Raw genomic sequence first — 21,280 nt, forward strand, 5'->3', positions numbered from 1 at the left:
GGGGCCGCACCGGGGGAAGGCCCGTGCCAGGCTTCCCGGATGACCAACGACGATCGGCACGGGCGGGTTCGGGGCAGCTACGACGCGGTGGCGCAGGACTACCGGGAGCGGGTGGGGGGTGAGTTGGCGTACAAGGTGATGGACCGGGCGCTGCTGGGGGTGGTGGCCGAGGAGGCGGCCGGGGGGACGGTGGCGGACCTGGGGTGCGGGCCGGGGCACGTGGCGGGATGGCTGGCCGGGCAGGGGGTGGCGGCGGTCGGGGTGGACCTCTCGCCCGCGATGGTGGCGGTCGCCCGGCAGGACCACCCGGGAGCGGAGTTCCGGGTCGGCGACCTGCTGGAGCTGCCGGCCCCGGACGGTGAGTTCGCCGCCGCGGTGGCGCTCTACTCGGTGATCCACCTCGAACCGGAGGAACTGCGCCCGGCCTTCGAGGAGATGCGGCGGGTGCTGCGGCCGTCCGGGGTGCTGCTGGTGGCGTTCCACCTCGGCACCGAGGTGCGGCGGCTGGAGGAGTGGTGGGGCCACCGGGTGGACGTGGACTTCCACTTCCGGGAGGCCGGGGCCGTCGCCGGCCCGCTGGCCTCGGCCGGGTTCACCGTGACGGCCCGGCTGGAGCGCGACGCGTACCCGCAGGAGGCGCAGACCCGCCGCGGCTACCTGCTCGCCCGCCGGGACTGACCGCGACCGGACGGCCGGGGAACCGGGGCCCGCGCGGCGGCCGGAACCGGCCAAAACGGCGGCGGAAAAGGGCCGTGGGAGGTGCGGTCCCCGGGCCTCCGGGGCCCGCTCGCACCGGGGGCGGCCGGGGGGCCGGAGCGGTGCCGGGCGGTCCGACCTCGGGTGATGGGGGCGTGCCGGGCGGGGCCCGCGGCCGTGCGCGCCGGCCGCCCGGGCAACATCTGGTTTTTGACCAGCGTTTCCCGGCCGGTGTATACGTTCGCCGTCACGGGCAGGCATACTGGCCAGGACGGGCGCTTTGCCCGACTGTGACGTATGACTCTAGACGAGAAGGGACCGGTGGCCAGGGATGCTGCGTAACGGTCTTGAGCCCTGGCACGTGCTCGTGGTGCTGGCTGTCGTGATCCTGCTGTTCGGGTCGAAGAAGCTGCCGGAGATGGCCCGCGGCCTCGGCAAGTCGATGCGGATCCTCAAGGCGGAGACGAAGGCGATGCGCGAGGACGACACCCCCGCCGCCGCCGACGCCGCCGCCCAGGGTACCGCTCAGAGCACCGCCGCCCCGGCGCAGCCGGCCGCCGAGCAGCCCCGCCAGGCCGTCACCCCGACCAATGTGACCAAGGCCACCGAGCAGCCGCGGACCACCACCACCGCCTGAGAGCAGGCGGCGCGAGTCCGGCCGAAGCCCCCGCCCCGCGGCGGGGGCTTCGTCGTGTCCGGCTGTTCGGCCGCCCCGCTCCCGCACTCGACTGGCCGTCCGTTTTGATCCGTTGTCTCCTGGTGTGCACGACGGGTGGAACGGAGGTGACGGATGGCGGCCCGCGAGACGGCGGCGCAGGCGGTGTCCGACACGATGGTGCGCTGCCTGCGGCCGGCGGTCCGGGTGGTGGCCGCGCCCGGGCAGCCGGACTTCCCTCACCGGCCCGGCGCCGGCCCGGCCGGGGCGGGCTGACCGGCGTGGCCGCGCACCAGCCGTCCCCGCCGACGCCCCCCTCGGCTCCCCCGCCGCCCGTCCCGCCCGGGGGCCGACCGGACCTGCGGGCCTGGGGCCTGCTGATCGGCTCGTTCACCCTGTTGATGCTCGGCTACTTCAGCCTGCCGCTGCGCACCCTGGGCGACGACCGCCCGGGGCTGAGCTGGGTGCTGTTCGGGGCGGTGCTGACCGGGCTGACCGGGCTGCTGGTGGCCCGGATCGTCGACACCTTCCGCGGCACGGGCCGTCACCACGTGGTCTGGCTGGCCTTCCTGATCTGCCTCTCGCTGACCGTCTTCGCCGCCACCTACTACGTGCTGGCCGACCGGCCGGGTGAGTTCGTCGGGCTGGAGACCCGGCTGGACTCGCTGTACTTCACGGTCGTCACCATGGCGACCATCGGCTACGGCGACATCACCCCGGCCGGTCAGGGTCCGCGGCTGGTGGTGCTGCTGCAGATCACCTACAACTTCGTCTTCCTGGCGGCCGCCGCCGGTGCCCTGAGCCGGACCATCCGCACCAACATGGAGACCCGCGCCCACCGCGAGGACCTCGGGCGCGAGCACCGCCGCGGCCGCCGCCACCGCCACAAGCCCCACCACGAGGACGGCTAGGAGCGGCTGCTGTCGATCACGCAGAAGCGGTTCCCGTCGGGGTCCTCGACGACCACGAAGTCCGGGTCCGGCGGATAGAGGTCCCAGTCGACCCGCCGCGCGCCGAGGCCGGTCAGCCGCTCCACCTCGGCCTCCTGGTCCGCCGCGTCCGCCGCGTAGAGGTCCAGGTGGACGCGTGGGTGCCGCTGCGGCGGCGTGACGCTGCGGCCGAGCGCCACCTGCACGCCGGCCGCACCGTCCGCCGGGACGAGCACCACCCAGTCCTCCTCGGCCACCCCGTCGCGGGGGGCGTAGCCGAGGGCCTCGCCCCAGAACGCCGCCGCGCGGCGGACGTCCGCCACTCCGAGCACCACCGAACCGATTCTCAGCATGCCGCCGATTGTGCCGGACCGGACCGGCGGACCACCGGCGACTACGCCGGGACCAGGCCCGGCTCGCCGGCCACCACCGCCCAGGAGGCGGAGGTCCGCACCGTCAGAGCCCGCACGGCGGACGATGAACAGCAGGCGACTTCTTCGCTCTTCTCCCCTGCGCCGCAGGTGAGTTATCCGTCGGCGCCGGCCGCCCCGCCACCGCGCCGGCGCAGCGACATCAGCAGCAGGAAGACGGCCGACCCCGCGGCCGCCACCCGCAGCACGCCCGGCGCGGACTCCCACACCACCTGGTTGGCCTGCTCGCCCGGGTTCAGGGCCGTGCCCCAGCGGCCCTGGGCGCGGCCCCAGACCCAGAGCGAACTGCCGCTGATCGTCATCAGCGGGATCCCGAAGACGGCCACCTTGCGGGTGAGGTCGGACAGGTGGCGCGAGAGGTAGCCGAGCGCCCAGCCGATCAGCATGGCGATCAGCTGCCCGGTGACGGCGCCGCCGATCAGCACGGCGGCGGAGAGCAGCAGCAGCGGCGAGGGCCGGCGCGGAGCGGGCCCGGACTTCGCGGCCTTGCCCGCGGCACCGGGGGCCGCGGGGGCGTCGGCGGTGCCGTCGGCCGGGGCGGCGCCGTCCGTGGCCGGCCGGCCCTTGCGCGCCATGACCTTCCTAGCCCGGCGCTTCTCCTTCCGGGTGGCGGCGCCGGGCGGTTCGGCGGTCGCGGGCCCCGCCCGGCCGCCCTTCGCGGCCTCCTCGCCCGCGTCGGGCACGGTCTCGTCCTCGGGGACGGTCCGCTGCTCGGGGATCGGCCGGTTGGAGGCGGCCGGGCCGTCCCCGAAGTCGATGCTCACGTAGTCCCAGTCGCCCGCGTTCACGGCGCGGTACGCGGGCGGCAGCGCCTCGGGGTCGACGGGGGCGCCCTCGGCCGGCTTCGCGATCCACGGCGAGCCGCCGTCCTGTCCGGACGGCGCGGACGGCGCGGACGGCGCGGAGCGCGCGGGGCGCGGCAGGAACCCGGCGGGCGGGGCGGCGTCCGGCCCGCCATCAGGCGCGGACGACGGCGCGGACGGCGGTCCGGCGGGGCGCGGCGGCACCGGGGGGCGCGGCGGATCGGCGGGCGCCGGCTCCTGCGCGTACACGCTGTCCCCGTCGCCACCCCCGCCCTGACCCGCGGACCCCTGGGCACCCGGCGGCTCGCTCCAGGGCCCCTGCTTGCGCCACCACTCGCCGTCCGACATCCCGCACACCCCGCCTTGCCCGTACCGAACCGGATCCGCCACGCGTCCGGACGCGGCGTCATCCCCGCCGACCGTGACGGTACCCACCCGCCGCCCCGCCACGCGAGCCCGAGCGCCCCCGGGCGCGCCCCGCCGCACCGGCCGTTGCGCCGACGCCGCGGCCCTCCCGTCCCGCCGCCGCCCGACTAACCTAGGTCGAATGACCGCACAGCAGGGCCCCCAACGCCAGGCCAAGTCCGCCGCCGGCCCCCGCACCCTCGCCGAGGAACTCCGCGCCCGGCCCGACGACGACCTCGCCGCCCTGCTCCGCTCCCGCCCCGACCTGCTCAACCCCGTGCCCGGCGACCTCACCCAGCTCACCGCCCGGCTCTCCTCCCGCGCCTCGGCGCTGCGCGCGCTGGAGCGGCTGGACCGCTTCACCCTGCAGGCCGCCGAGGCCCTAGCCGCGCTCCCCGACGGCTCCCCGCCCACCGCCGTCCGCACCCTGCTGGCCGGCCCGGCCAGGGTGAAGCCGCACCCCGGCGCCACCCCGCTGAGCGCCGCCGACCGCTCCGCCGTCGCCGCCGCGCTCCCCCGCGCCCTGGCCACCCTGCGCGACCGCGCCCTGCTCTGGGGCCCGGACAACCGGATGCGCCTGGTCATCGCCGCCCGCGAGGCGCTCGCCCCGACCGCCACGAACCCCGGCCGCACCGGCCTCGGCCCGACCTTCGCCGAGGCCAGCACCGGCATGTCCCCGGCCCGCCTGCAGCAGCTGCTCGCCTCCGCCGGACAGCCCGCGACGCCCGACCCGGTCACCGCCGTCGCCGCGTTCACCACGCTGCTCTCCGACCGCGCCCGCTGCGAGGAACTGCTCGCCACCGCCCCCGAACCCGCCCTGCGGCTGCTCGAACGACTGGTCTGGGGCCCGCCCACCGGCACCGTCCCGGACGCCACCCGCCCGGTCACCGCCGAGGACGCGCAGAGCCCGGTCGAGTGGCTGCTGGCCCGCGGCCTGCTGCTGCCCAGCAGCCCCGGCAGCGTCGTGCTGCCCCGCGAACTCGCCCTGCACCTGCGCGGCGGCCGCTCGCACCGCACCGTCGAACCGCTCCCGCCCGAGCCCGCGCCGGCCGCCGCCCCGCGCGACCCGCAGGTGGTGGACGGCGCCGCCGCCGGGCAGGCGCACACCGCCGTGCGGACCGTCGAGGAACTCCTCGACCTCTGGGGCCTCACCCCGCCGCCCACCCTGCGCGCCGGCGGCCTCGGCGTGCGTGACCTCAAGCGCACCGCCCAGACGCTGGAGAGCACCGAGACAGTCGCCGCCTTCTGGCTCGAACTCGCCTACACCGCCGGGCTGCTGGCCCCGGACGGCGAGGTCGACGAACACTGGGCGCCGACCCCTGGCTACGACGAGTGGCTGCGGCTGGACACCGCCGAGCGGTGGACCGTGCTGGCCCGCGGCTGGCTCGCCGCCACCCGCGTCCCGGCCCTCGCCGGCTCCCCCGACGGCAAGGGCAAGCCGCGCGCCGTACTCGGCCCGGAGCTGGACCGCACCCTCGCCCCGTCCGTGCGCCGCGCCGCCCTCGCGCTGCTCGCCGAACTCCCGCCCGGCACGCCGGCCACCGCCGGGGAACTGCTACCCACGCTGCGCTGGCAGCGCCCGCTGCGCGGCGGACCGGCCGCCCCCGACGGCGCCGGCGACCTGCGCGACCAGTTGGTCGCCTGGACCCTGGCCGAGGCCGAACTCCTCGGCATCACCGGCCGCGGCGCGCTCGCCGCCCCCGCCCGCGCCCTGCTCACCGCCGAGCACGACCCGGCCGCCGTGCTCGCCCCGCTGCTGCCGCAGCCGCTGGACCACGTCATCCTGCAGCCGGACCTCACCGCGATCGCCCCCGGCCCGCTGCTCACCCCGCTCGCCCAGGCGCTCGCGCTCTGCGCCGACATCGAGTCCAAGGGCGGCGCGACCGTCTACCGGTTCACCCCCGGGTCGGTGCGCCGCGCCCTGGACGCCGGACGCACCGCCGCCGACCTGCGGGCCTTCCTGGAGCAGCACTCCCGCACGCCGGTCCCGCAGCCGCTCGCCTACCTGATCGACGACGTCGCCCGCCGGCACGGCCTGCTGCGGGTCGGCGCCGCCTCGTCCTACCTGCGCTGCGACGACCCGTCCCTGCTGAACGAGATCCTGGCCGACCGCCGCTCCGTGGACCTGCGGCTGCGGCTGCTCGCGCCCACCGTGCTGGCCGCCCAGGCCGCACCCGACGTCCTGCTCGCGAGCCTGCGCGCCATGGGCTACGCGCCGGCCGCCGAGTCCGCCGAGGGCGACGTGCTGATCACCCGCCCGGACAGCCGCCGCACCCCGCCGCGGGCGGCCCCGGTGCCCGTCCCGGACGGCCCGCCCGCGCCGGACGACACCCTGCTCGCCGCCGCCGTCAAGGCGATCCGGGCCGGCGACCGGGCCGCCACCGCCGCCCGCCGCGAGCCGGCCGCCCCGACCGGGCGTCAACTCCCGCGCACCGCCGCCGCCGAGACCCTCGCCGCGCTGCAGACGGCGGTGCTGCTCGGCGAGCGGATGTGGATCGGCTACCTCAACGCGGAGGGCCTCGCCAGCCAGCGGATCATCGACCCGGTCAAGGTCGAAGGCGGCTACGTCACCGCCTTCGACCACCACGACGGCGAACTGCGCACCTTCGCGCTGCACCGGATCACCGGCGTCGCCGAACTGGACGAGTAACGCCTCAGTGGCCCTGCTGCTGGGCCGCCTGCTCGGCCTGCTTCTCCTTGATCGCCTTGTCCGCCATGGCGGCGAGGTCGCCCTGCCCGACCGGCATCACACTGTTGGCCCCGGCCAGGTCGGCGAGCAGGAACCCGGGCGACGCCAGCAGCCCGCCCGGTCCCTCCCCGATGCCCGCGATCGCGTGCGCGGAGGTGGCGGTGGTGGCGGTCGCGGCGAAGGCCGTACCGGCGAGGGCGAGGGCGGTGAGGACGCGCTTCGACTTGTTCATGCCCTGCCCAACGAGCCGGCCCTCCCCCGGTCACCCCCCGCCACCCCGTCCGCACCGCGCGTACCGGCAGTTGACGACCCGCCCACACCGGCGTAGTCCGGAATGCGGGGGGTGACGAAAGGAGTCATCATGCTCGGCGATCTCATAGGCGACACCCAGGGCCAGGACACCGGCCGGCGCGTCCTCGACGCCGGGGACGGCCACGTCGTCGTCGAGGTCTCGTTCGAGGGCAGCGGCAGCTACTACGGCACCGCCGTCACCGGCTTCGGCACCTACGAGTCCGAATTGCGGGCCGACGGCACCCTGCGCGGCGAGGGCCAGGGCGTCGACATGACGGCCGACGGCCAGAGCGTCGTCTGGCACGGCACCGGCATCGGCCACTTCACCGAGGGCGGCGGCACCAGCTGGCGCGGCTCCCTCTTCTTCCACACCGCCTCACCGCGGCTCGACCGCCTCAACCACGTCGTCGGCCTCTTCGAGTACGAGGTCGCCCCGGACGGCAAGTCCACCGGCAGCTTCCACGAGTGGAAGTAGCCCGGCCGCCCCGAGCGGTCCCGTCCACCCGGCCGGATGGGCGACACTGGAGGGTCGGCGTCCCGAAGGACCCGCAGACCCGACAGACCTGTCAGCCAGTGGAGGGCACCCCCGCGTGAACGACGGACCGCTCATCGTCCAGAGCGACAAAACTCTTCTCCTGGAGATCGACCACCCCAAGGCCGCCGACTGCCGCCGGGCCATCGCGCCGTTCGCGGAGCTGGAGCGGGCGCCCGAGCACGTGCACACGTACCGGGTGACGCCGCTCGGGCTGTGGAACGCGCGGGCCGCGGGCCACGACGCCGAACAGGTCGTGGACGCCCTGGTGACGTACTCGCGCTACCCGGTGCCGCACGCGCTGCTGGTCGACGTGGCCGACACGATGGCCCGGTACGGGCGGCTGCGGCTGCTCAAGCACCCGACCCACGGACTGGTGCTCACCACCACCGACCGGCCGGTGCTGGAGGAGGTGCTGCGGTCCAGGAAGATCGTGCCGCTGGTGGGCGCCCGGGTCGACCCGGACACCGTGGTGGTGCACCCCTCCGAGCGCGGCCAGATCAAGCAGGTGCTGCTGAAACTCGGCTGGCCCGCCGAGGACTTCGCCGGCTACGTGGACGGCGAGGCGCACCCGATCGACCTGGCCGAGGACGGCTGGAGCCTGCGCCCCTACCAGGCGCAGGCGGTGGAGGGCTTCTGGCACGGCGGCTCGGGCGTCGTGGTGCTGCCCTGCGGCGCCGGCAAGACGCTGGTCGGCGCGGCGGCGATGGCGCACGCCAAGTCGACCACCCTGATCCTGGTCACCAACACCGTCTCGGCCCGCCAGTGGAAGCACGAGCTGGTCAAGCGGACCACGCTCACCGAGGACGAGATCGGCGAGTACAGCGGCACCAGGAAGGAGATCCGCCCGGTCACCATCGCCACCTACCAGGTGATGACCACCAAGCGGAAGGGCGTCTACGCCCACCTGGAGCTCTTCGACGCCCGCAACTGGGGCCTGGTCGTCTACGACGAGGTCCACCTGCTGCCGGCCCCGGTGTTCAAGTTCACCGCCGACCTGCAGGCCCGCCGCCGGCTCGGCCTGACCGCCACCCTGGTGCGCGAGGACGGCCGCGAGGGCGACGTGTTCAGCCTGATCGGCCCCAAGCGCTTCGACGCGCCGTGGAAGGAGATCGAGGCGCAGGGCTACATCGCGCCCGCCGACTGCTGCGAGGTCCGGGTCACCCTCACCGACTCCGAGCGGCTCGCCTACGCGACCGCGGAGCCCGAGGAGCGGTACCGCTTCTGCGCGACCACGGCCACCAAGCGCCGGGTGGTGGAGGCCCTGGTCAGGAAGCACGAGAAGGACCAGACGCTGATCATCGGCCAGTACATCGACCAGCTGGACGAGCTCGGCGAGGCCCTGGACGCCCCGGTGATCAAGGGCGAGACCAGCAACACCCAGCGCGAGAAGCTGTTCGACGCCTTCCGCAACAAGGAGATCAGCGTCCTGGTCGTCTCCAAGGTCGCCAACTTCTCCATCGACCTGCCGGAGGCGACCGTCGCCATCCAGGTCTCCGGCACCTTCGGCTCCCGGCAGGAGGAGGCCCAGCGCCTCGGCCGGGTCCTGCGCCCCAAGGCGGACGGGCACGCCGCCCACTTCTACTCGGTGGTCGCCCGGGACACCGTCGACCAGGACTTCGCCGCCCACCGCCAGCGCTTCCTCGCCGAGCAGGGCTACGCCTACCGGATCATCGACGCGGACGACGTCCTGTAGCGGGCGCGGTGCGGGCGCGGTGGGCGTGGCAGGGGTGGATCGGAGGGGCGGACGCGACTAGGATCGTCCGTCTGCCCCCTCCCGAACCGTGGTACCTGCTGTAGGCGCGCAGGCAGCCGGGGGAGGTGTCGGCCGTTCGGCAACCGGCCGGCTGTATCCACCGTGAGCTCCTACGATCCGCTGCGCCCGCATCCGGGGCAGCCGGGAAGGTTCGCTGTGCCCGCCACCCCCCTCACCGACCCCCTGCAGCGCGAACGCGACCACCTGGCCGCGTCCAGGGCCGCGCTGCGCGCGATGCGCGAGGACGTCGAGTCCCTGGACATCCGTGACGTCACCGGCACCTGGGTCACCGCCCTGGTGCTGCAGAACCAGATCGAGGCCAGGATCGCCGCCCTGGCCGACCTCTCGCACACCCCGCTGTTCTTCGGCCGGCTCGACTACCTGCACGCGATCAGCGAGGAGTTGAGCGAGGGATCCGGCGGGGAGAGCTTCTACATCGGCCGCCGCCACGTGCACGACGCCGACGGCGACCCGATGGTGATCGACTGGCGCGCGCCGGTCTCCCAGCCGTTCTACCGGGCCAGCCGCACCGAACCACTGGACGTCGAGCGCCGCCGCCGCTTCGGCTACACCGGCGGCGAGCTCACCGCGTACGAGGACGAGCACCTCTCCGACCCCGCCGAGGGCGACACCTCCTCCGCCCTGCTGGCCGCCGAGATCGAGAAGCCCCGCGTCGGCCCGATGCGCGACATCGTGGCGACCATCCAGCCGGAGCAGGACGAGATCGTCCGCGCCGACATCTCCGGCACCCTCTGCGTGCAGGGCGCCCCCGGCACCGGGAAGACCGCCGTCGGCCTGCACCGTGTGGCGTACCTGCTGTACGCGCACCGCGAGCGGCTGGCCCGCACCGGCACCCTGGTGATCGGCCCGAACAACGCCTTCCTCTCCTACATCGAGCAGGTGCTGCCCGCGCTGGGCGAGCTGGACGTCGCGCAGGCCACCGTGCAACAACTGGTCGGGCACGTCGAGGTGCGCGGCGAGGACTCGCCGCGGGCGGCCCGGCTGAAGGGCGACGCCCGGATGGCCGAGGTGCTGCGCCGCGCGGTCCGCTCCGGCATCGCGCTGCCCACCGAGCCCTGCGTGGTGATCCGCGGTTCCCGCCGCTGGCGCGTCCCGGTCCACGAACTCACGGAGATCATCGAGGAGTTGAAGGGCCGCGACATCCGCTACGGAGCGGCCGCCGAGGCGCTGCCGCAGCGGATCGCGCACACCGTGCTGCTGAAGATGGAGCAGGCCGGCGAGGCGCCGGACGACCGGGTACAGGACGCGGTGGCCCGCAACACCGCCGTGAAGGCGGTGGTCAGGGCCTGCTGGCCGGCGGTCGACCCGGCCAAGCTGGTGCTGCGGCTGCTCTCCGAGCCGGAGTTCCTGGCCGCCTGCGCGGACGGCGTGCTGAGCGCCGAGGAGCAGGCCGCCGTGCTGTGGCCCAAGCGCGGCCGCTCGGTGAAGACCGCCCGCTGGACCGCCGCCGACGCCGTCCTCGTCGACGAGGCGACCGACCTGGTGCGGCGCACCGCCTCGCTGGGCCACGTGGTGCTGGACGAGGCGCAGGACCTCTCGCCGATGCAGTACCGGGCGGTCGGCCGGCGCTGCACCACCGGCTCGGCGACCGTGCTGGGCGACCTCGCCCAGGGCACCACCCCCTGGGCGACGACGAGTTGGCCGGAGGCGCTGCACCACCTGGGCAAGCCGGCCGCCCACGTCGAGGAGCTGACCAAGGGCTTCCGGGTGCCGGAGGAGGTCATCGCGTACGCCTCCCGGCTGCTGCCGTCGATCGCCCCGGGCCTGAACCCGGCCAGTTCGGTCCGCGAGGCCCCAGGATCCCTGAGGGTGCGTCACATCGTCGAGGAGGAGTGGGCGGAGGCCGTGATCGCGGCCTGTCGCCGGGCACTGGAGCGGGAGGGGTCGACCGGCCTGATCGCCGCCGACGCGCGTGTCCCGCAGCTGGCGCAGGCGCTGGCGGCGGCCGGACTGGCGCACCTCTCCCCCGGCGCCGAGACCAGCGCCGAGGCCCGTCTGACGCTCGTCCCGGCCTCGCTGGCCAAGGGCCTGGAGTACGACTACGTGGTGCTGGACGAGCCCGCCGCGGTGGTCGCGGGCGAGCCGGACGAGCGGACCGGCCTGCGCCGGCTGTACGTGGCGCTGACCCGTGCGGTCTCCGGCCTGGAGGTGCTGCACGCGCGGCCACTGCCGGAGCAGCTGCGCTGAACGGACGGGGCCGGCCCGTCGCCGAACGGCGGGCCGGCCCCGGCTCCGGGCCGCACCACGGGGCGTCAGCCGTCGATCAGCGCCCGCCACTCGGCGACCTTGGCGGCGTCCACCGGCGAGCGCCAGCCCTCGGGCCGGACCGCGCCGCCGACGTGGAAGGCGTCGAACCCGGCGGCCCGCAGCTGCGGCAGGTGCTCGGCCCGCAGGCCGCCGCCGATCAGGATCCGCTGGGTGTACCCGGGCTCGCCGGCCCGGGCCAGCTCGGCCCGCAGGACGTCCCGGCCGGCGTCCACGCCGCCGGCCGCGCCGGAGGTGAGGAAGGTGTCCAGCCCGGGCAGCGCGCCGACGGCGGCCCGGACGGCGGCCCGGTCGGCGCTGTGGTCGATCGCCCGGTGGAAGGTCCAGCGGCAGCCGGCCACCGCCTCGGCGACGGCCTCGGTGGCGGCCAGGTCGACCCGGCCCTCGGCGTCGAGGAAGCCGAAGACGAACTCGTCGGCGCCCTCGGCCCGGAGCGCGGCGGCGCGGGCCCGCAGCTCGTCCAGGTCGCCGGGCGCGAAGCCGTCCCGGATGCGGAGCATGACGCGCAGCGGGATGTCGACGGTGGCGCGGATCTTGGCGAAGTCCTCGACCGCGGGGGTGAGCCCGTCGGCGGCCATGTCGGTGACCAGTTCGAGCCGGTCGGCGCCGCCCGACTCGGCGGCCTGGGCGTCCTGGGGCGTCAGCGCGATGACTTCGAAAATTGGTCTAGACATATCCGATAGCCTGCCACATCGGTCCGCCCCCGGCGAGCCCCGTGCGGCCAGTTGGCCGGACAACGCACCCCCGCCCGGGAACGCGCGACGGCCGGGCGACCGGGTCCCACACCCCGGTCGTCCGGCCGTTCGCGGGGCGGCGAGGCCCCGGCCGTCCCCGCTCCTCAGGCGAGGCTCCGGCCACCTCCCGCCCCGGCGCCCCGGCGCAGCAGCCAGCCGGCCGCCAGCAGCACCGCCAGCGCCGCGGCCGCCGCCGGGAGCAGCCGCCACACACCGCCGGCCGCCTGCCAGAGCCGGAACAGGTTGAACGAGAAGGTCAGCGCCAGCGCCGCGAGTCCGGCCGCCGCCGGCAGCAGCCACTCCCGCGCCGCGAACAGCAGCACGGCCAGCGGGACGAACAGCAGCGCCCCGGCCGCCACGCCGTCCATCAGCACGAAGGAGCTGTAGAAGTCCTGCGCCACCAGGACCAGCCCGCCACCGGCCAGCGCGGCCACCACCAGGACCCGCTCGCGCCGGGCCGGCCGCTCCAGCAGGTCCTGCGGCGCGAGCGCGAACAACAGGCCGGCGAACAGCTGCGGAGTCGCCTCGCAGGACTGCAGGACGGCCAGCCAGCCGTTGGGCATGACCACGGCCGACAGCAGCACTCCCAGCGCGCCGACGGCCGCCACGGCGAGCGCCGCCGTCCTGGCGAGCCGCCACCGGCCCGCCAGGACGGCGGCGACCAGCAGGAGCGGCACGATCACCTGACCGACGTACCAGAGGTAGGCGGGCACCTGGACGAGGTGGTCCGGCAGGTCCCAGTTCGAGTGCCACGCGGGGCGGACGGCGTCGTACACGCCGCGGGCCAGACCCGCCCCCGCGATCGCCCCGGCGATCAGCGGCGCGGCCACCGCGAGCAGCCGCCCGGCGAGCGAGGTGGAGGTCAGACCGGTGCGCATCCGCAGCCCGTACGTCCCGAGGTCGAGGGCCTCCCGGACGGTGGCGAGCCGGCCGGCCCCGTCCGTGCTGTCGGCGAAGACGGCGGACAGTTCGTCGCCGCGCTCGCGCCGGTAGCGGGCCGGGTAGAGCCGCAGCGCGGCGCGGAACGCCACCGGATCGGCCACCATCCCGGGGAAAGTCTGCGTCGTCATGCGAAGGCCCCCCTGACCTTGATGAATGCGAGCTTGGCCGATCCCGCGGCGGGCCGGACGGCTGCCGGACGCACGGCCGCCAGCCGTCGCTGGGCCTCCTCGGCGACGGCGCGCAGCCGCTCCGCCTCGGTGGCCAGAGCCCCCCGCCCGCCCTCGGTGAGCGCGTAGGTGCGCCGGGCCCGGCCGTCGACGATCTCCTCCGCGGCGACCTCGATCAGGCCCTGCTGGAGCAGCCGGTCGAGAGCGCCGTACAGCGTGCCGGTCCGCATCTTGACCCGGCCGTTGGAGATCTCGCCGATCTCCTGGATGAGCGCGTAGCCGTGCCTGGGGGCGTCGGCCAGCGCGGTGAGCAGGAGCAGCGTCGGTTCCTGCATGGCCCGTTCTGTCATGAAGCTACATATACAGGTCGCCGACATATCAAGTCCAGGGGAATCGGCCGGCCGGGCCTCCCCGACCAGCAGAATGGCCCCATGCCCGACACCCCGCGCTCCGAGGAACTGCTCGCCGCCTGGACGGCCCTGCTGCACCGCTGCGGCACGCGGACCGACCCCGCGCCGGCCGGCCGGGAGCTGCTGCGCCGCTGGTCCGAGCCGCAGCGCCGCTACCACACCACCGACCACCTGGACGCGGTGCTGGGCCACGTCGACGCGCTCGCCGGGCACGCCGACGACCCGGACGCCGTCCGGCTGGCCGCCTGGTTCCACGACGCCGTCTACCGCCCGGACCGCTCGGAGAACGAGGAACGCAGCGCCGTCCTCGCCGTCCGGGCGCTCACCGCCGCGGGGCTGCCCGCGGCCCGGGTCGAGGAGGTCGCCCGGCTGGTCCGGCTCACCGTCACCCACCACCCCGGGCCCGGGGACCGCGACGGCGAGGTCCTGTGCGACGCCGACCTCGCCGTCCTCGGCGGTCCGCCGGCGGCCTACGCGGCATACGCGGCGGCGGTCCGGGAGGAGTACGCCTTCGTACCCGAGCCGGACTTCCGCGCGGGGCGCGCGGCCGTGCTCCGGCAGCTGCTCGCGCTCCCCGCGCTCTACCGCACGCCCACCGCGCACGCCCGCTTCGACGCCGCCGCCCGGGCCAACCTGGCCGCCGAACTCGCCCGCCTGGAGGCCGCCGGCTGAGCCCGGGGGACCCGCGCGGCCGGCGGCCGGAGCGCCCGGCGTCAGCCCGTCCGCCGCGCCAGCGGCAGCCGCGACCGGGTGAACGCGGCGGCGCCCAGCCCCGCCACCACCGGCAGCACCACCGTGATCGTCACCAGCAGCCCCCACGGCGCGGTGAACGGGGCCGCCGGCGCACCGATCTGCCCGCCGGCGTGCGAGCGCAACAGCGCCACCGCGGGCACGAACCCGCTGACCGTGCCGATCGCCGCGCCGAGCCCCGCGATCAGCGTGCTCTGCAGCCCGGCCTGCACCCGGTGGATCCGCGGCGGCGCGCCGACCGCGGCCAGCGTGGCCCGGTCGCCCAGGGAGTCGGCGGCGGCCAGACCGGTGGCCACGGCCGCGGCGCCCAGCACCACCACCACGGCGAACCCGGCGAGCGCGAGGCTGATCACGTCGTCCTTCGGCTGGAAACCGCGCTCCACGTGCAGCACGGCCCGCGGGACGACCTGGGCCAGATCGGCCTCCACCCGCTGCTGCGCCTTCGCGGTGGGCGGGTGCGCGGGCCGCCACACCGAGCCGATCGACTCGGTGGAGAGACCGATCCTGCGCACCGCGTCCGGGCTCATCAGCAGCCCCCCGTACCGGGCGGCCTCCGGGTTGTTGACCAGGAGCGCGTCGACCGCGATCTCCTTGGTGCCCGTCTGCGGGGTCTCCCCGGGCCGGACCGGACCACCGCCGGCCGCGCCCAGCATGGTGAGCACCGCCCGGCCGTCGTGCAGCCGGTCGCGGTCGAAGACGATCGCCCGGCCCGCGGCCAGGGCCTCCTCGACGGCCCGGTCGTTCACCCCGAACAGGTTGCGCAGCACCGTCGCGTCGCCGACCAGCGCGCGGCTGTCCGGGCCGCCCCCGTGGAACCGGCCGCCCGTCCCCTCGACCTGCACCGTGCTGGAGCAGCCCTCGCAGAAGACGTAGAGCATGCCGTGGACGTCGGCGCGGGTGCCCGCGTCCGGCAGGCCCCGCTCGACGGCGGCGCGCAGCCGCGGCAGCTGCGGGTCGTCCGGCTTCATCGGGGCCTCGACCACGACGGCGCCCATCGGGGCGGTCGGCCGGTAGGCGACCCGGTCCTGGGCCTCGGTGCCGGTGGTGTAGACGCCGACGGCGACGGCTCCGGCGACGGCGGCCATCACCGCGGCCACGGCGGGCGCGGTGCGGCCGCGGTGGCGGGCCGAGTCGCGCAGGGCCAGCCGGGGGCCGAGCGGCAGCCGGGCGGCGAGCCTGCCGAACAGCGCGACCAGCAGCGGGGTGAAGAGCAGGAAGCCGAGTTCGGCGGTGACCGCCCCGGCGAGCACGGTGAGCGCCTTCATGGTGAGCCCCTTGAACACCGGCAGGCCGGTGGCGTCCGGGCCGCCGGCGCCGTAGAGCGCCAGGCCCGCGCCCGCGACGACCAGGAGCCCGCCCAGCAGCGGGAGCCTGCGGCTCGGCGGGCCGACGGCGTCCCGGCCGGTGAGCCCGGCCACCACGTCCCGGCGGGCGGCCTGGACCGCGGGCACCACGGCGGCCAGCAGCGCGGTGACCACGCCGACGGCGGCGATCGCCAGCAGGTCGAGCGGCGCGATCGCGAAGTGCCCGAAGCGGCTGCCGCCGGCCTCCTCGGCCCGGGTCCGCAGCACGGCGACCAGGCCGACGCCCGCCACCAGGCCGACGGCCGCACCGACGGTGCCGAGCACCAGCCCGGAACCGAGCACGACCGCGCGGACGTGGCCCCGGTTGCCGCCGGCGGCGCCGATCAGGGCGAGCTGGCGGCGCGAGCGCCGGGCGCCCACCGCGAAGGCCGGACCGGCCAGCAGGGCGACCTCCAGCAGCGCCATCCCGACGACCGTCGCCAGCACGACGACCCGCTTGTCCGCGTCGGGGAGCCTGAACAGGTCGGGGTCGTAGGTGACGGCGGACGCGGGCGGCGGGTCGAGCGCGACGGCGCGCGAGGTCACCGTGAAGCCGTACCGGTTGAGCGTCCGGACGGCGGGCCAGTCCAGCGCGGCGCCGCCGGGCATCCGCACCAGCCAGCGCTCGGGGCGGGCCTCGTCCGCCCCGGCCGCGGTCAGCCCGGACGAGGCGCCCGCGGTGGGCGGGGCCGCCGCGGCCAGCGGGGCGATCAGCTCGCCGGGCCGGGCCACCAGCTCGACCTTGTCGAGGTCCCCCGGGTACTCGACCACACCGGTCAGCTTGAACGGCGCCGTGTCGAGGCCCTTGACCGTGGTGGAGTCACCGATCCGCAGCCCGGCCTCGGCGAGGAAGGCCCGGGTGACGGCCGCCTCGTGCGAGGCGCTCGGCGCCCGGCCCTCGACCAGGTCGAGCCGGCCCCGCCAGATCCGGTCGGTGAGGTCGGCCTCGGCGGTCGCGGCGGTGAACAGGCCCTCCCGGGTGGAGGTGCTGACCGCCGGCCCGGGGGTGGCCGGCAGCAGCACCGCGCCCTTGGGCAGCAGCCCGGCGACCAGCTCGGCGGGGGAACCCGCCGCGGCGGCGGCCGTCACCGAGGCCGGATCGGTCCGGTTCTCCGGCAGCACCTGCACGCCGTCCTCGGCGAACGGCCCCTGGTCGACCGAGCGGCCCGGCCGGTGGGCGGTGACCAGGGCGTCGGACCCGCCCATCAGCCGCTCGACCCGCTCGCCGGGGGTGAGCTGTCCACTGCGGTGGACGACGTCGGCGCCGGCGACACCGAGCACCGGCAGCGCGACCATGGCGGCGATCAGGGCACTGCGGCCCTTGGCGCGCAGGGCGTCGCGGCGGGCGATCCGCAGGGCGACGCGCAGGGCGGAGAGCTTCATCACCGGCCGCCGTTCCGGCCGGCGCTCAGCAGCTGGGCGGCCTGTTGCCCGGTGGCCTCCTGGACGACCCGGCCGTCGCTGAGGAACACCACGCGGTCGGCCCAGACGGCGTGCCGGGGCTCGTGGGTGACCATCATGGCGGCGGCGCCCGCGTCGCAGCGGGCCCGCAGCACGCCCAGCACGGCCTCGCCGGTGGCGGAGTCGAGGGCGCCGGTGGGCTCGTCGGCGAGGACCAGGCGCCGCTCGCCGACCAGGGCGCGGGCGATCGCGACGCGCTGCTGCTGCCCGCCGGAGAGCTGCTCGGGGAAGCGGTCGGCGAGGTCGGCGATGCCGAGTTCGGTCAGCGCGGCCAGGGCCTCACGGCGGGCCCTCCGCCCGGAGACGCCGTCCAGCTCCCGGGGCAGCGCGATGTTCTCGGCGGCGGTCAGCGCCGGGACGAGGTTGTAGTCCTGGAAGACGTAGCCGACCGAGCGGCGGCGCACGGCGGCCTGCGCGGTGCGGTTCAGCCCGCCCAGCTCGACGCCCTCGACCAGCACCTGGCCGCCGCTGGGCCGGTCGAGGCCGCCGGCCAGGGTGAGCAGCGTGGACTTGCCGGAGCCGGAGGGCCCCATCACGGCGACGAACTCGCCGGCGCGCACGGCCAGGTCGATGCCGCGCAGGGCGTGCACCTCGGCCGCGCCCTGCCCGTGCACCCGGGTGACGGCGCGCAGTTCCAGGACGGGCCGGGTCGGATCTGGCTGGGACATGGGTTTCCCCCTCGTTGCCGTGGAAGCTCGAAGCTCAGATGGACTGTATAAGTCGGTAGACTACATATGTCGTCCATCGGTTCCAACTGGCGCGAAAAAGCCGCCGCCGCGCCCGGAGGCGCGACGGCGGCGGATCCCGCGGAGGAGGGGCGGCCTACGTCAGCTCCCCCACCGCGGCCACCACGGCACCGTGCTTGCCGCACACCCAGTGCGGGTCCGGCCCCAGCTCCGGCTCCACGCCCAGCGCGTGCGGATCCCCGTCCGCCGCGCAGTCCGCGCACAGCGGCCAGCGCCCGTGGGTCTCCAGCAGCGCGTCCTGGACGTCCTGGGCGACCAGGCCCAGCACGTACGCGGTGCCGTCCGGCCACTGCTCCAGCCACCAGCGGCGGTGCGTCACGGCCCGCTCCACCAGGGAGACCACGGCGGCGTCGGCGGCGTCCCGCGCGGTCAGGTCGGCCAGGATCAGCGCCCGCGCGGAGTGCAGCGCCGTCTCGATGTCGTCTGTCGTAGCCATCCGTCCAGTCTCGCAAGAAGGTCCGGGAACCGAGGAGGTCCGGAAACCGAGGAAGTCCGCGAACGCCGCACGGGCGGCTCCCCGAGGGGAACCGCCCGTGCGAGCGAGGAACCGTCCGATCCGTCAGGATCAGAAGTCCATGTCACCGCCCGGCATGCCGCCGCCGGCGGCCGCGGCGGCCTTCTCCGGCTTGTCGGCGATGACGGCCTCGGTGGTGAGGAACAGCGCCGCGATGGAGGCGGCGTTCTGCAGCGCGGAGCGGGTGACCTTGGCCGGGTCGATGATGCCCTCGGCGACCAGGTCGACGTACTCGTTGGTGGCGGCGTTCAGGCCGTGACCGGCGGGGAGGTTGCGCACCTTCTCCACCACGACGCCGCCCTCGAGGCCGGCGTTGGTCGCGATCTGCTTGATCGGGGCCTCCAGCGCGACCTTGACGATGTTGGCACCGGTGGCCTCGTCGCCGTCCAGCTCCAGCTTGTCGAAGGCGACACCGGCCTGCAGCAGGGCGACGCCACCACCGGCGACGATGCCCTCCTCGACGGCGGCCTTGGCGTTGCGGACGGCGTCCTCGATGCGGTGCTTGCGCTCCTTGAGCTCCACCTCGGTGGCCGCGCCGGCCTTGATGACGGCCACGCCGCCGGCCAGCTTGGCGAGGCGCTCCTGGAGCTTCTCGCGGTCGTAGTCCGAGTCGCTGTTCTCGATCTCGGCGCGGATCTGGTTCACGCGGCCCGCGACCTGCTCGCTGTCGCCGCCGCCGTCGACGATGGTGGTCTCGTCCTTGGTGATGACCACCTTGCGGGCGGTGCCCAGCAGGTCGATGCCGGCGTTCTCCAGCTTCAGGCCGACCTCCTCGGAGATCACGGTGCCACCGGTGAGGATGGCGATGTCCTGGAGCATGGCCTTGCGGCGGTCACCGAAGCCCGGGGCCTTGACGGCGACGGACTTGAAGGTGCCGCGGATCTTGTTCACGACCAGGGTCGACAGGGCCTCGCCCTCGACGTCCTCGGCGATGATGACGAGCGGCTTGCCGCTCTGCATGACCTTCTCCAGCAGCGGCAGCAGGTCCTTGACCGAGCCGATCTTGGAGTTGGCGATCAGGATGTACGGGTCCTCGAAGGAGGTCTCCATACGCTCCAGGTCGGTGGCGAAGTAGGCCGAGATGTAGCCCTTGTCGAAGCGCATGCCCTCGGTGAGCTCGAGCTCCAGACCGAAGGTGTTGCTCTCCTCGACGGTGATGACGCCTTCCTTGCCGACCTTGTCCATGGCCTCGGCGATGAGCTCGCCGATCTGGGTGTCGGCGGCGGAGATGGAGGCGGTGGAGGCGATCTGCTCCTTGGTCTCCACGTCCTTGGCCTGGGCCAGCAGCTGGTCCGAGACGGCGGCGACGGCCTTCTCGATGCCGCGCTTCAGGGCCATCGGGTTGGCGCCGGCGGCGACGTTGCGCAGACCCTCGCGGACGAGCGCCTGGGCCAGCACGGTGGCGGTGGTGGTGCCGTCACCCGCGACGTCGTCGGTCTTCTTGGCGACCTCCTTGACGAGCTCCGCGCCGATCTTCTCGTACGGGTCCTCGAGCTCGATCTCCTTGGCGATGGAGACACCGTCGTTGGTGATGGTGGGGGCGCCCCACTTCTTCTCCAGCACGACGTTGCGACCCTTGGGGCCGAGCGTGACCTTCACTGCGTCGGCGAGCTGGTTCATGCCACGCTCAAGGCCGCGGCGAGCTTCCTCATCAAAGGCGATGATCTTGGCCATCTGAAGTGGTCCTCCGGGACACGGTCGACTGCTCGGACCAAGGGGTGCCCGCGACGGACGGCCCTGGTGTGCGGGGGTCCATTCCCCTACCGCTCCCGGGGGCCTCACCGACCCGGTCCGCTTGTCACTCTCAAGCTGTGAGTGCTAACGCCAATGATTAGCACTCTGGGTGGGCGAGTGCAAGCCCAATCGGTGATCCGCGAGCCGCGGCGGCACGACGGCGGGCCCGTGCGACGTGGTGTCGCACGGGCCCGCCGTGAAGCAAGAGGCGCACCAGCCGATGGGCCGAGCCGAACTCCTGGGTGTCGGAAAGGTCAGACCGCCGCGCGGACCATGTCCGCCTGCGGGCCCTTCTGCCCCTGAGAGATCTCGAACTCGACCCGCTGGCCCTCCTCAAGGGTGCGGTAGCCGTCCATCTGGATCGCGCTGTAGTGGACGAAGACGTCCGCACCACCGTCGACCGCGATGAAGCCGTAGCCCTTCTCCGCGTTGAACCACTTGACGGTGCCCTGAGCCATTCCGAACTCCCCTAGTGCTGTGCTGGCCCTTCACGCCCCCGCAGGTCTGCGGGCGCGGGTCTGGTTGGCTGCCGGCCCGGGGAACCCCCCCTGGGCGCGGCCGTGCACGCCGCAATCCTCCCGATGTCACCGAACGGCATCCGGCGAACGGGCGATTGCGTCGACCGCGGCTGAATGTATCCGGATCGACGCCCTCTGCAACAGAGCCAATGTCGGGGAATTCACCCGGCTCTCCAGGGGACAGGCCGGGCGCAATCGACAGGAAAGCCGCAATTCCCACCGGACATAGCGGACGTATTACCCAAAATCCGCGCCGGAATTCTGACACCGGCCTGACATGTTTCCCGGACCCGGGCCCGCTCCCGCTCTCGCGGGGCGGACGGCGGCGACGGCCGGGCCGGTGGTGGCGGTGCGGTGGATTCGTTACCGGACAAGAGGGAGGGGCGGCCCCTGTTCCCGGCCGAGCGACACTTTACTCCGACCGGGACCGAAAATATTCCCGCCAAAATACGGCGGTCGTCCGCGGCACGGAATTCCGTGCCGCGGAC

Annotated in this window: 20 protein-coding genes; 9 read left to right on the plus strand and 11 right to left on the minus strand. The window is 75.0% G+C overall.

All coding sequences use genetic code 11. The features are described 5' to 3' along the window. Positions 1-39: 39 nt before the first annotated feature. The 4 genes from ABT238_RS03445 to ABT238_RS03460 all read left to right on the plus strand — a co-directional run bounded on the left by ABT238_RS03445 (position 40) and on the right by ABT238_RS03460 (position 2,262). Positions 40-678: a class I SAM-dependent methyltransferase gene (locus ABT238_RS03445; RefSeq protein ID WP_350564589.1), complete on the plus strand. Its 639-nt coding sequence runs from the start codon at positions 40-42 to the stop codon at positions 676-678. 349 nt (positions 679-1,027) lie between these two features. After that, positions 1,028-1,333, plus strand: a complete 306-nt coding sequence (tatA, locus tag ABT238_RS03450) for a Sec-independent protein translocase subunit TatA (RefSeq protein WP_350564591.1) — start codon at positions 1,028-1,030, stop codon at positions 1,331-1,333. A 153-nt stretch (positions 1,334-1,486) separates the two neighbouring features. Then, entirely contained in the window at positions 1,487-1,627 is a 141-nt protein-coding gene (locus ABT238_RS03455; protein ID WP_350755410.1) for a hypothetical protein, read from the plus strand. Between the two features lie 5 nt (positions 1,628-1,632). Further along, positions 1,633-2,262, plus strand: coding sequence for a potassium channel family protein (locus ABT238_RS03460; protein ID WP_350564595.1), 630 nt, complete (start codon positions 1,633-1,635; stop codon positions 2,260-2,262). Here the strand turns inward: ABT238_RS03460 and ABT238_RS03465 are convergent. Together ABT238_RS03465 and ABT238_RS03470 are read right to left on the minus strand one after the other, a co-directional pair. Further along, complete coding sequence (locus ABT238_RS03465; RefSeq protein WP_350755411.1) at positions 2,259-2,633, minus strand: VOC family protein; 375 nt, start codon at positions 2,631-2,633, stop codon at positions 2,259-2,261. The genes ABT238_RS03460 and ABT238_RS03465 overlap by 4 nt on opposite strands. Before the next feature lie 173 nt (positions 2,634-2,806). Next, the gene (locus ABT238_RS03470; protein WP_350755412.1) at positions 2,807-3,862 is read right to left on the minus strand and encodes a hypothetical protein; all 1,056 of its coding nucleotides are present in this window, start codon (positions 3,860-3,862) and stop codon (positions 2,807-2,809) included. Positions 3,863-4,061: 199 nt separating this feature from the next. On the opposite strand from ABT238_RS03470, the gene ABT238_RS03475 reads away from it, so the two are divergent. Further along, the gene (locus ABT238_RS03475) at positions 4,062-6,569 is read left to right on the plus strand and encodes a helicase-associated domain-containing protein (protein WP_350755413.1); all 2,508 of its coding nucleotides are present in this window, start codon (positions 4,062-4,064) and stop codon (positions 6,567-6,569) included. 4 nt (positions 6,570-6,573) lie between these two features. Here ABT238_RS03475 and ABT238_RS03480 read toward each other — a convergent pair whose 3' ends face one another. Next, positions 6,574-6,840, minus strand: a complete 267-nt coding sequence (locus ABT238_RS03480) for a hypothetical protein (protein WP_350564602.1) — start codon at positions 6,838-6,840, stop codon at positions 6,574-6,576. Positions 6,841-6,969: 129 nt separating this feature from the next. Between ABT238_RS03480 and ABT238_RS03485 the strand changes: the two genes are divergently transcribed. The 3 genes from ABT238_RS03485 to ABT238_RS03495 all read left to right on the plus strand — a co-directional run bounded on the left by ABT238_RS03485 (position 6,970) and on the right by ABT238_RS03495 (position 11,395). Next, positions 6,970-7,374 (plus strand): hypothetical protein, encoded by a 405-nt coding sequence (locus tag ABT238_RS03485; RefSeq protein ID WP_350564604.1) that lies wholly within the window; start codon positions 6,970-6,972, stop codon positions 7,372-7,374. 115 nt (positions 7,375-7,489) lie between these two features. Beyond that, positions 7,490-9,127: a DNA repair helicase XPB gene (locus ABT238_RS03490; RefSeq protein ID WP_350564606.1), complete on the plus strand. Its 1,638-nt coding sequence runs from the start codon at positions 7,490-7,492 to the stop codon at positions 9,125-9,127. A gap of 216 nt (positions 9,128-9,343) precedes the next feature. Beyond that, positions 9,344-11,395, plus strand: coding sequence for a HelD family protein (locus tag ABT238_RS03495; protein ID WP_350755414.1), 2,052 nt, complete (start codon positions 9,344-9,346; stop codon positions 11,393-11,395). Between the two features lie 65 nt (positions 11,396-11,460). On the opposite strand, the gene ABT238_RS03500 is transcribed toward ABT238_RS03495, so the two are convergent. From ABT238_RS03500 to ABT238_RS03510, 3 genes are all read right to left on the minus strand, one after another. Continuing rightward, on the minus strand, positions 11,461-12,147 hold the full coding sequence (locus ABT238_RS03500; protein ID WP_350564610.1) for a copper homeostasis protein CutC: 687 nt from the start codon (positions 12,145-12,147) through the stop codon (positions 11,461-11,463). A 164-nt stretch (positions 12,148-12,311) separates the two neighbouring features. After that, positions 12,312-13,277 (minus strand): hypothetical protein, encoded by a 966-nt coding sequence (locus ABT238_RS03505; protein WP_350564612.1) that lies wholly within the window; start codon positions 13,275-13,277, stop codon positions 12,312-12,314. Continuing rightward, the gene (locus ABT238_RS03510; RefSeq protein WP_350564614.1) at positions 13,274-13,666 is read right to left on the minus strand and encodes a PadR family transcriptional regulator; all 393 of its coding nucleotides are present in this window, start codon (positions 13,664-13,666) and stop codon (positions 13,274-13,276) included. Before ABT238_RS03510 ends, ABT238_RS03505 begins: the two co-directional genes overlap by 4 nt. A gap of 81 nt (positions 13,667-13,747) precedes the next feature. On the opposite strand from ABT238_RS03510, the gene ABT238_RS03515 reads away from it, so the two are divergent. Then, a complete protein-coding gene (locus ABT238_RS03515) occupies positions 13,748-14,398 on the plus strand; it encodes an HD domain-containing protein (RefSeq protein ID WP_350564615.1) in 651 nt (216 codons plus the stop codon). Between the two features lie 41 nt (positions 14,399-14,439). Here the strand turns inward: ABT238_RS03515 and ABT238_RS03520 are convergent, their stop codons facing one another. The 5 genes from ABT238_RS03520 to ABT238_RS03540 all read right to left on the minus strand — a co-directional run bounded on the left by ABT238_RS03520 (position 14,440) and on the right by ABT238_RS03540 (position 20,732). Continuing rightward, positions 14,440-17,202, minus strand: a complete 2,763-nt coding sequence (locus ABT238_RS03520; RefSeq protein WP_350755415.1) for an FtsX-like permease family protein — start codon at positions 17,200-17,202, stop codon at positions 14,440-14,442. Then, positions 17,202-17,948: an ABC transporter ATP-binding protein gene (locus tag ABT238_RS03525; protein ID WP_350564619.1), complete on the minus strand. Its 747-nt coding sequence runs from the start codon at positions 17,946-17,948 to the stop codon at positions 17,202-17,204. The genes ABT238_RS03520 and ABT238_RS03525 overlap by 1 nt, the downstream gene beginning before the upstream one ends. Positions 17,949-18,102: 154 nt before the next feature. Then, the gene (locus tag ABT238_RS03530) at positions 18,103-18,462 is read right to left on the minus strand and encodes a DUF8819 family protein (RefSeq protein ID WP_350564621.1); all 360 of its coding nucleotides are present in this window, start codon (positions 18,460-18,462) and stop codon (positions 18,103-18,105) included. 129 nt (positions 18,463-18,591) lie between these two features. Continuing rightward, positions 18,592-20,214, minus strand: a complete 1,623-nt coding sequence (groL, locus tag ABT238_RS03535) for a chaperonin GroEL (protein WP_350564623.1) — start codon at positions 20,212-20,214, stop codon at positions 18,592-18,594. Positions 20,215-20,528: 314 nt separating this feature from the next. Continuing rightward, positions 20,529-20,732, minus strand: coding sequence for a cold-shock protein (locus ABT238_RS03540; protein WP_030289665.1), 204 nt, complete (start codon positions 20,730-20,732; stop codon positions 20,529-20,531). Positions 20,733-21,280 lie beyond the last annotated feature (548 nt).

The sequence above is a fragment of the Kitasatospora sp. NPDC001527 genome (assembly GCF_040298605.1).
In the GTDB taxonomy this organism is placed as follows: domain Bacteria; phylum Actinomycetota; class Actinomycetes; order Streptomycetales; family Streptomycetaceae; genus Kitasatospora.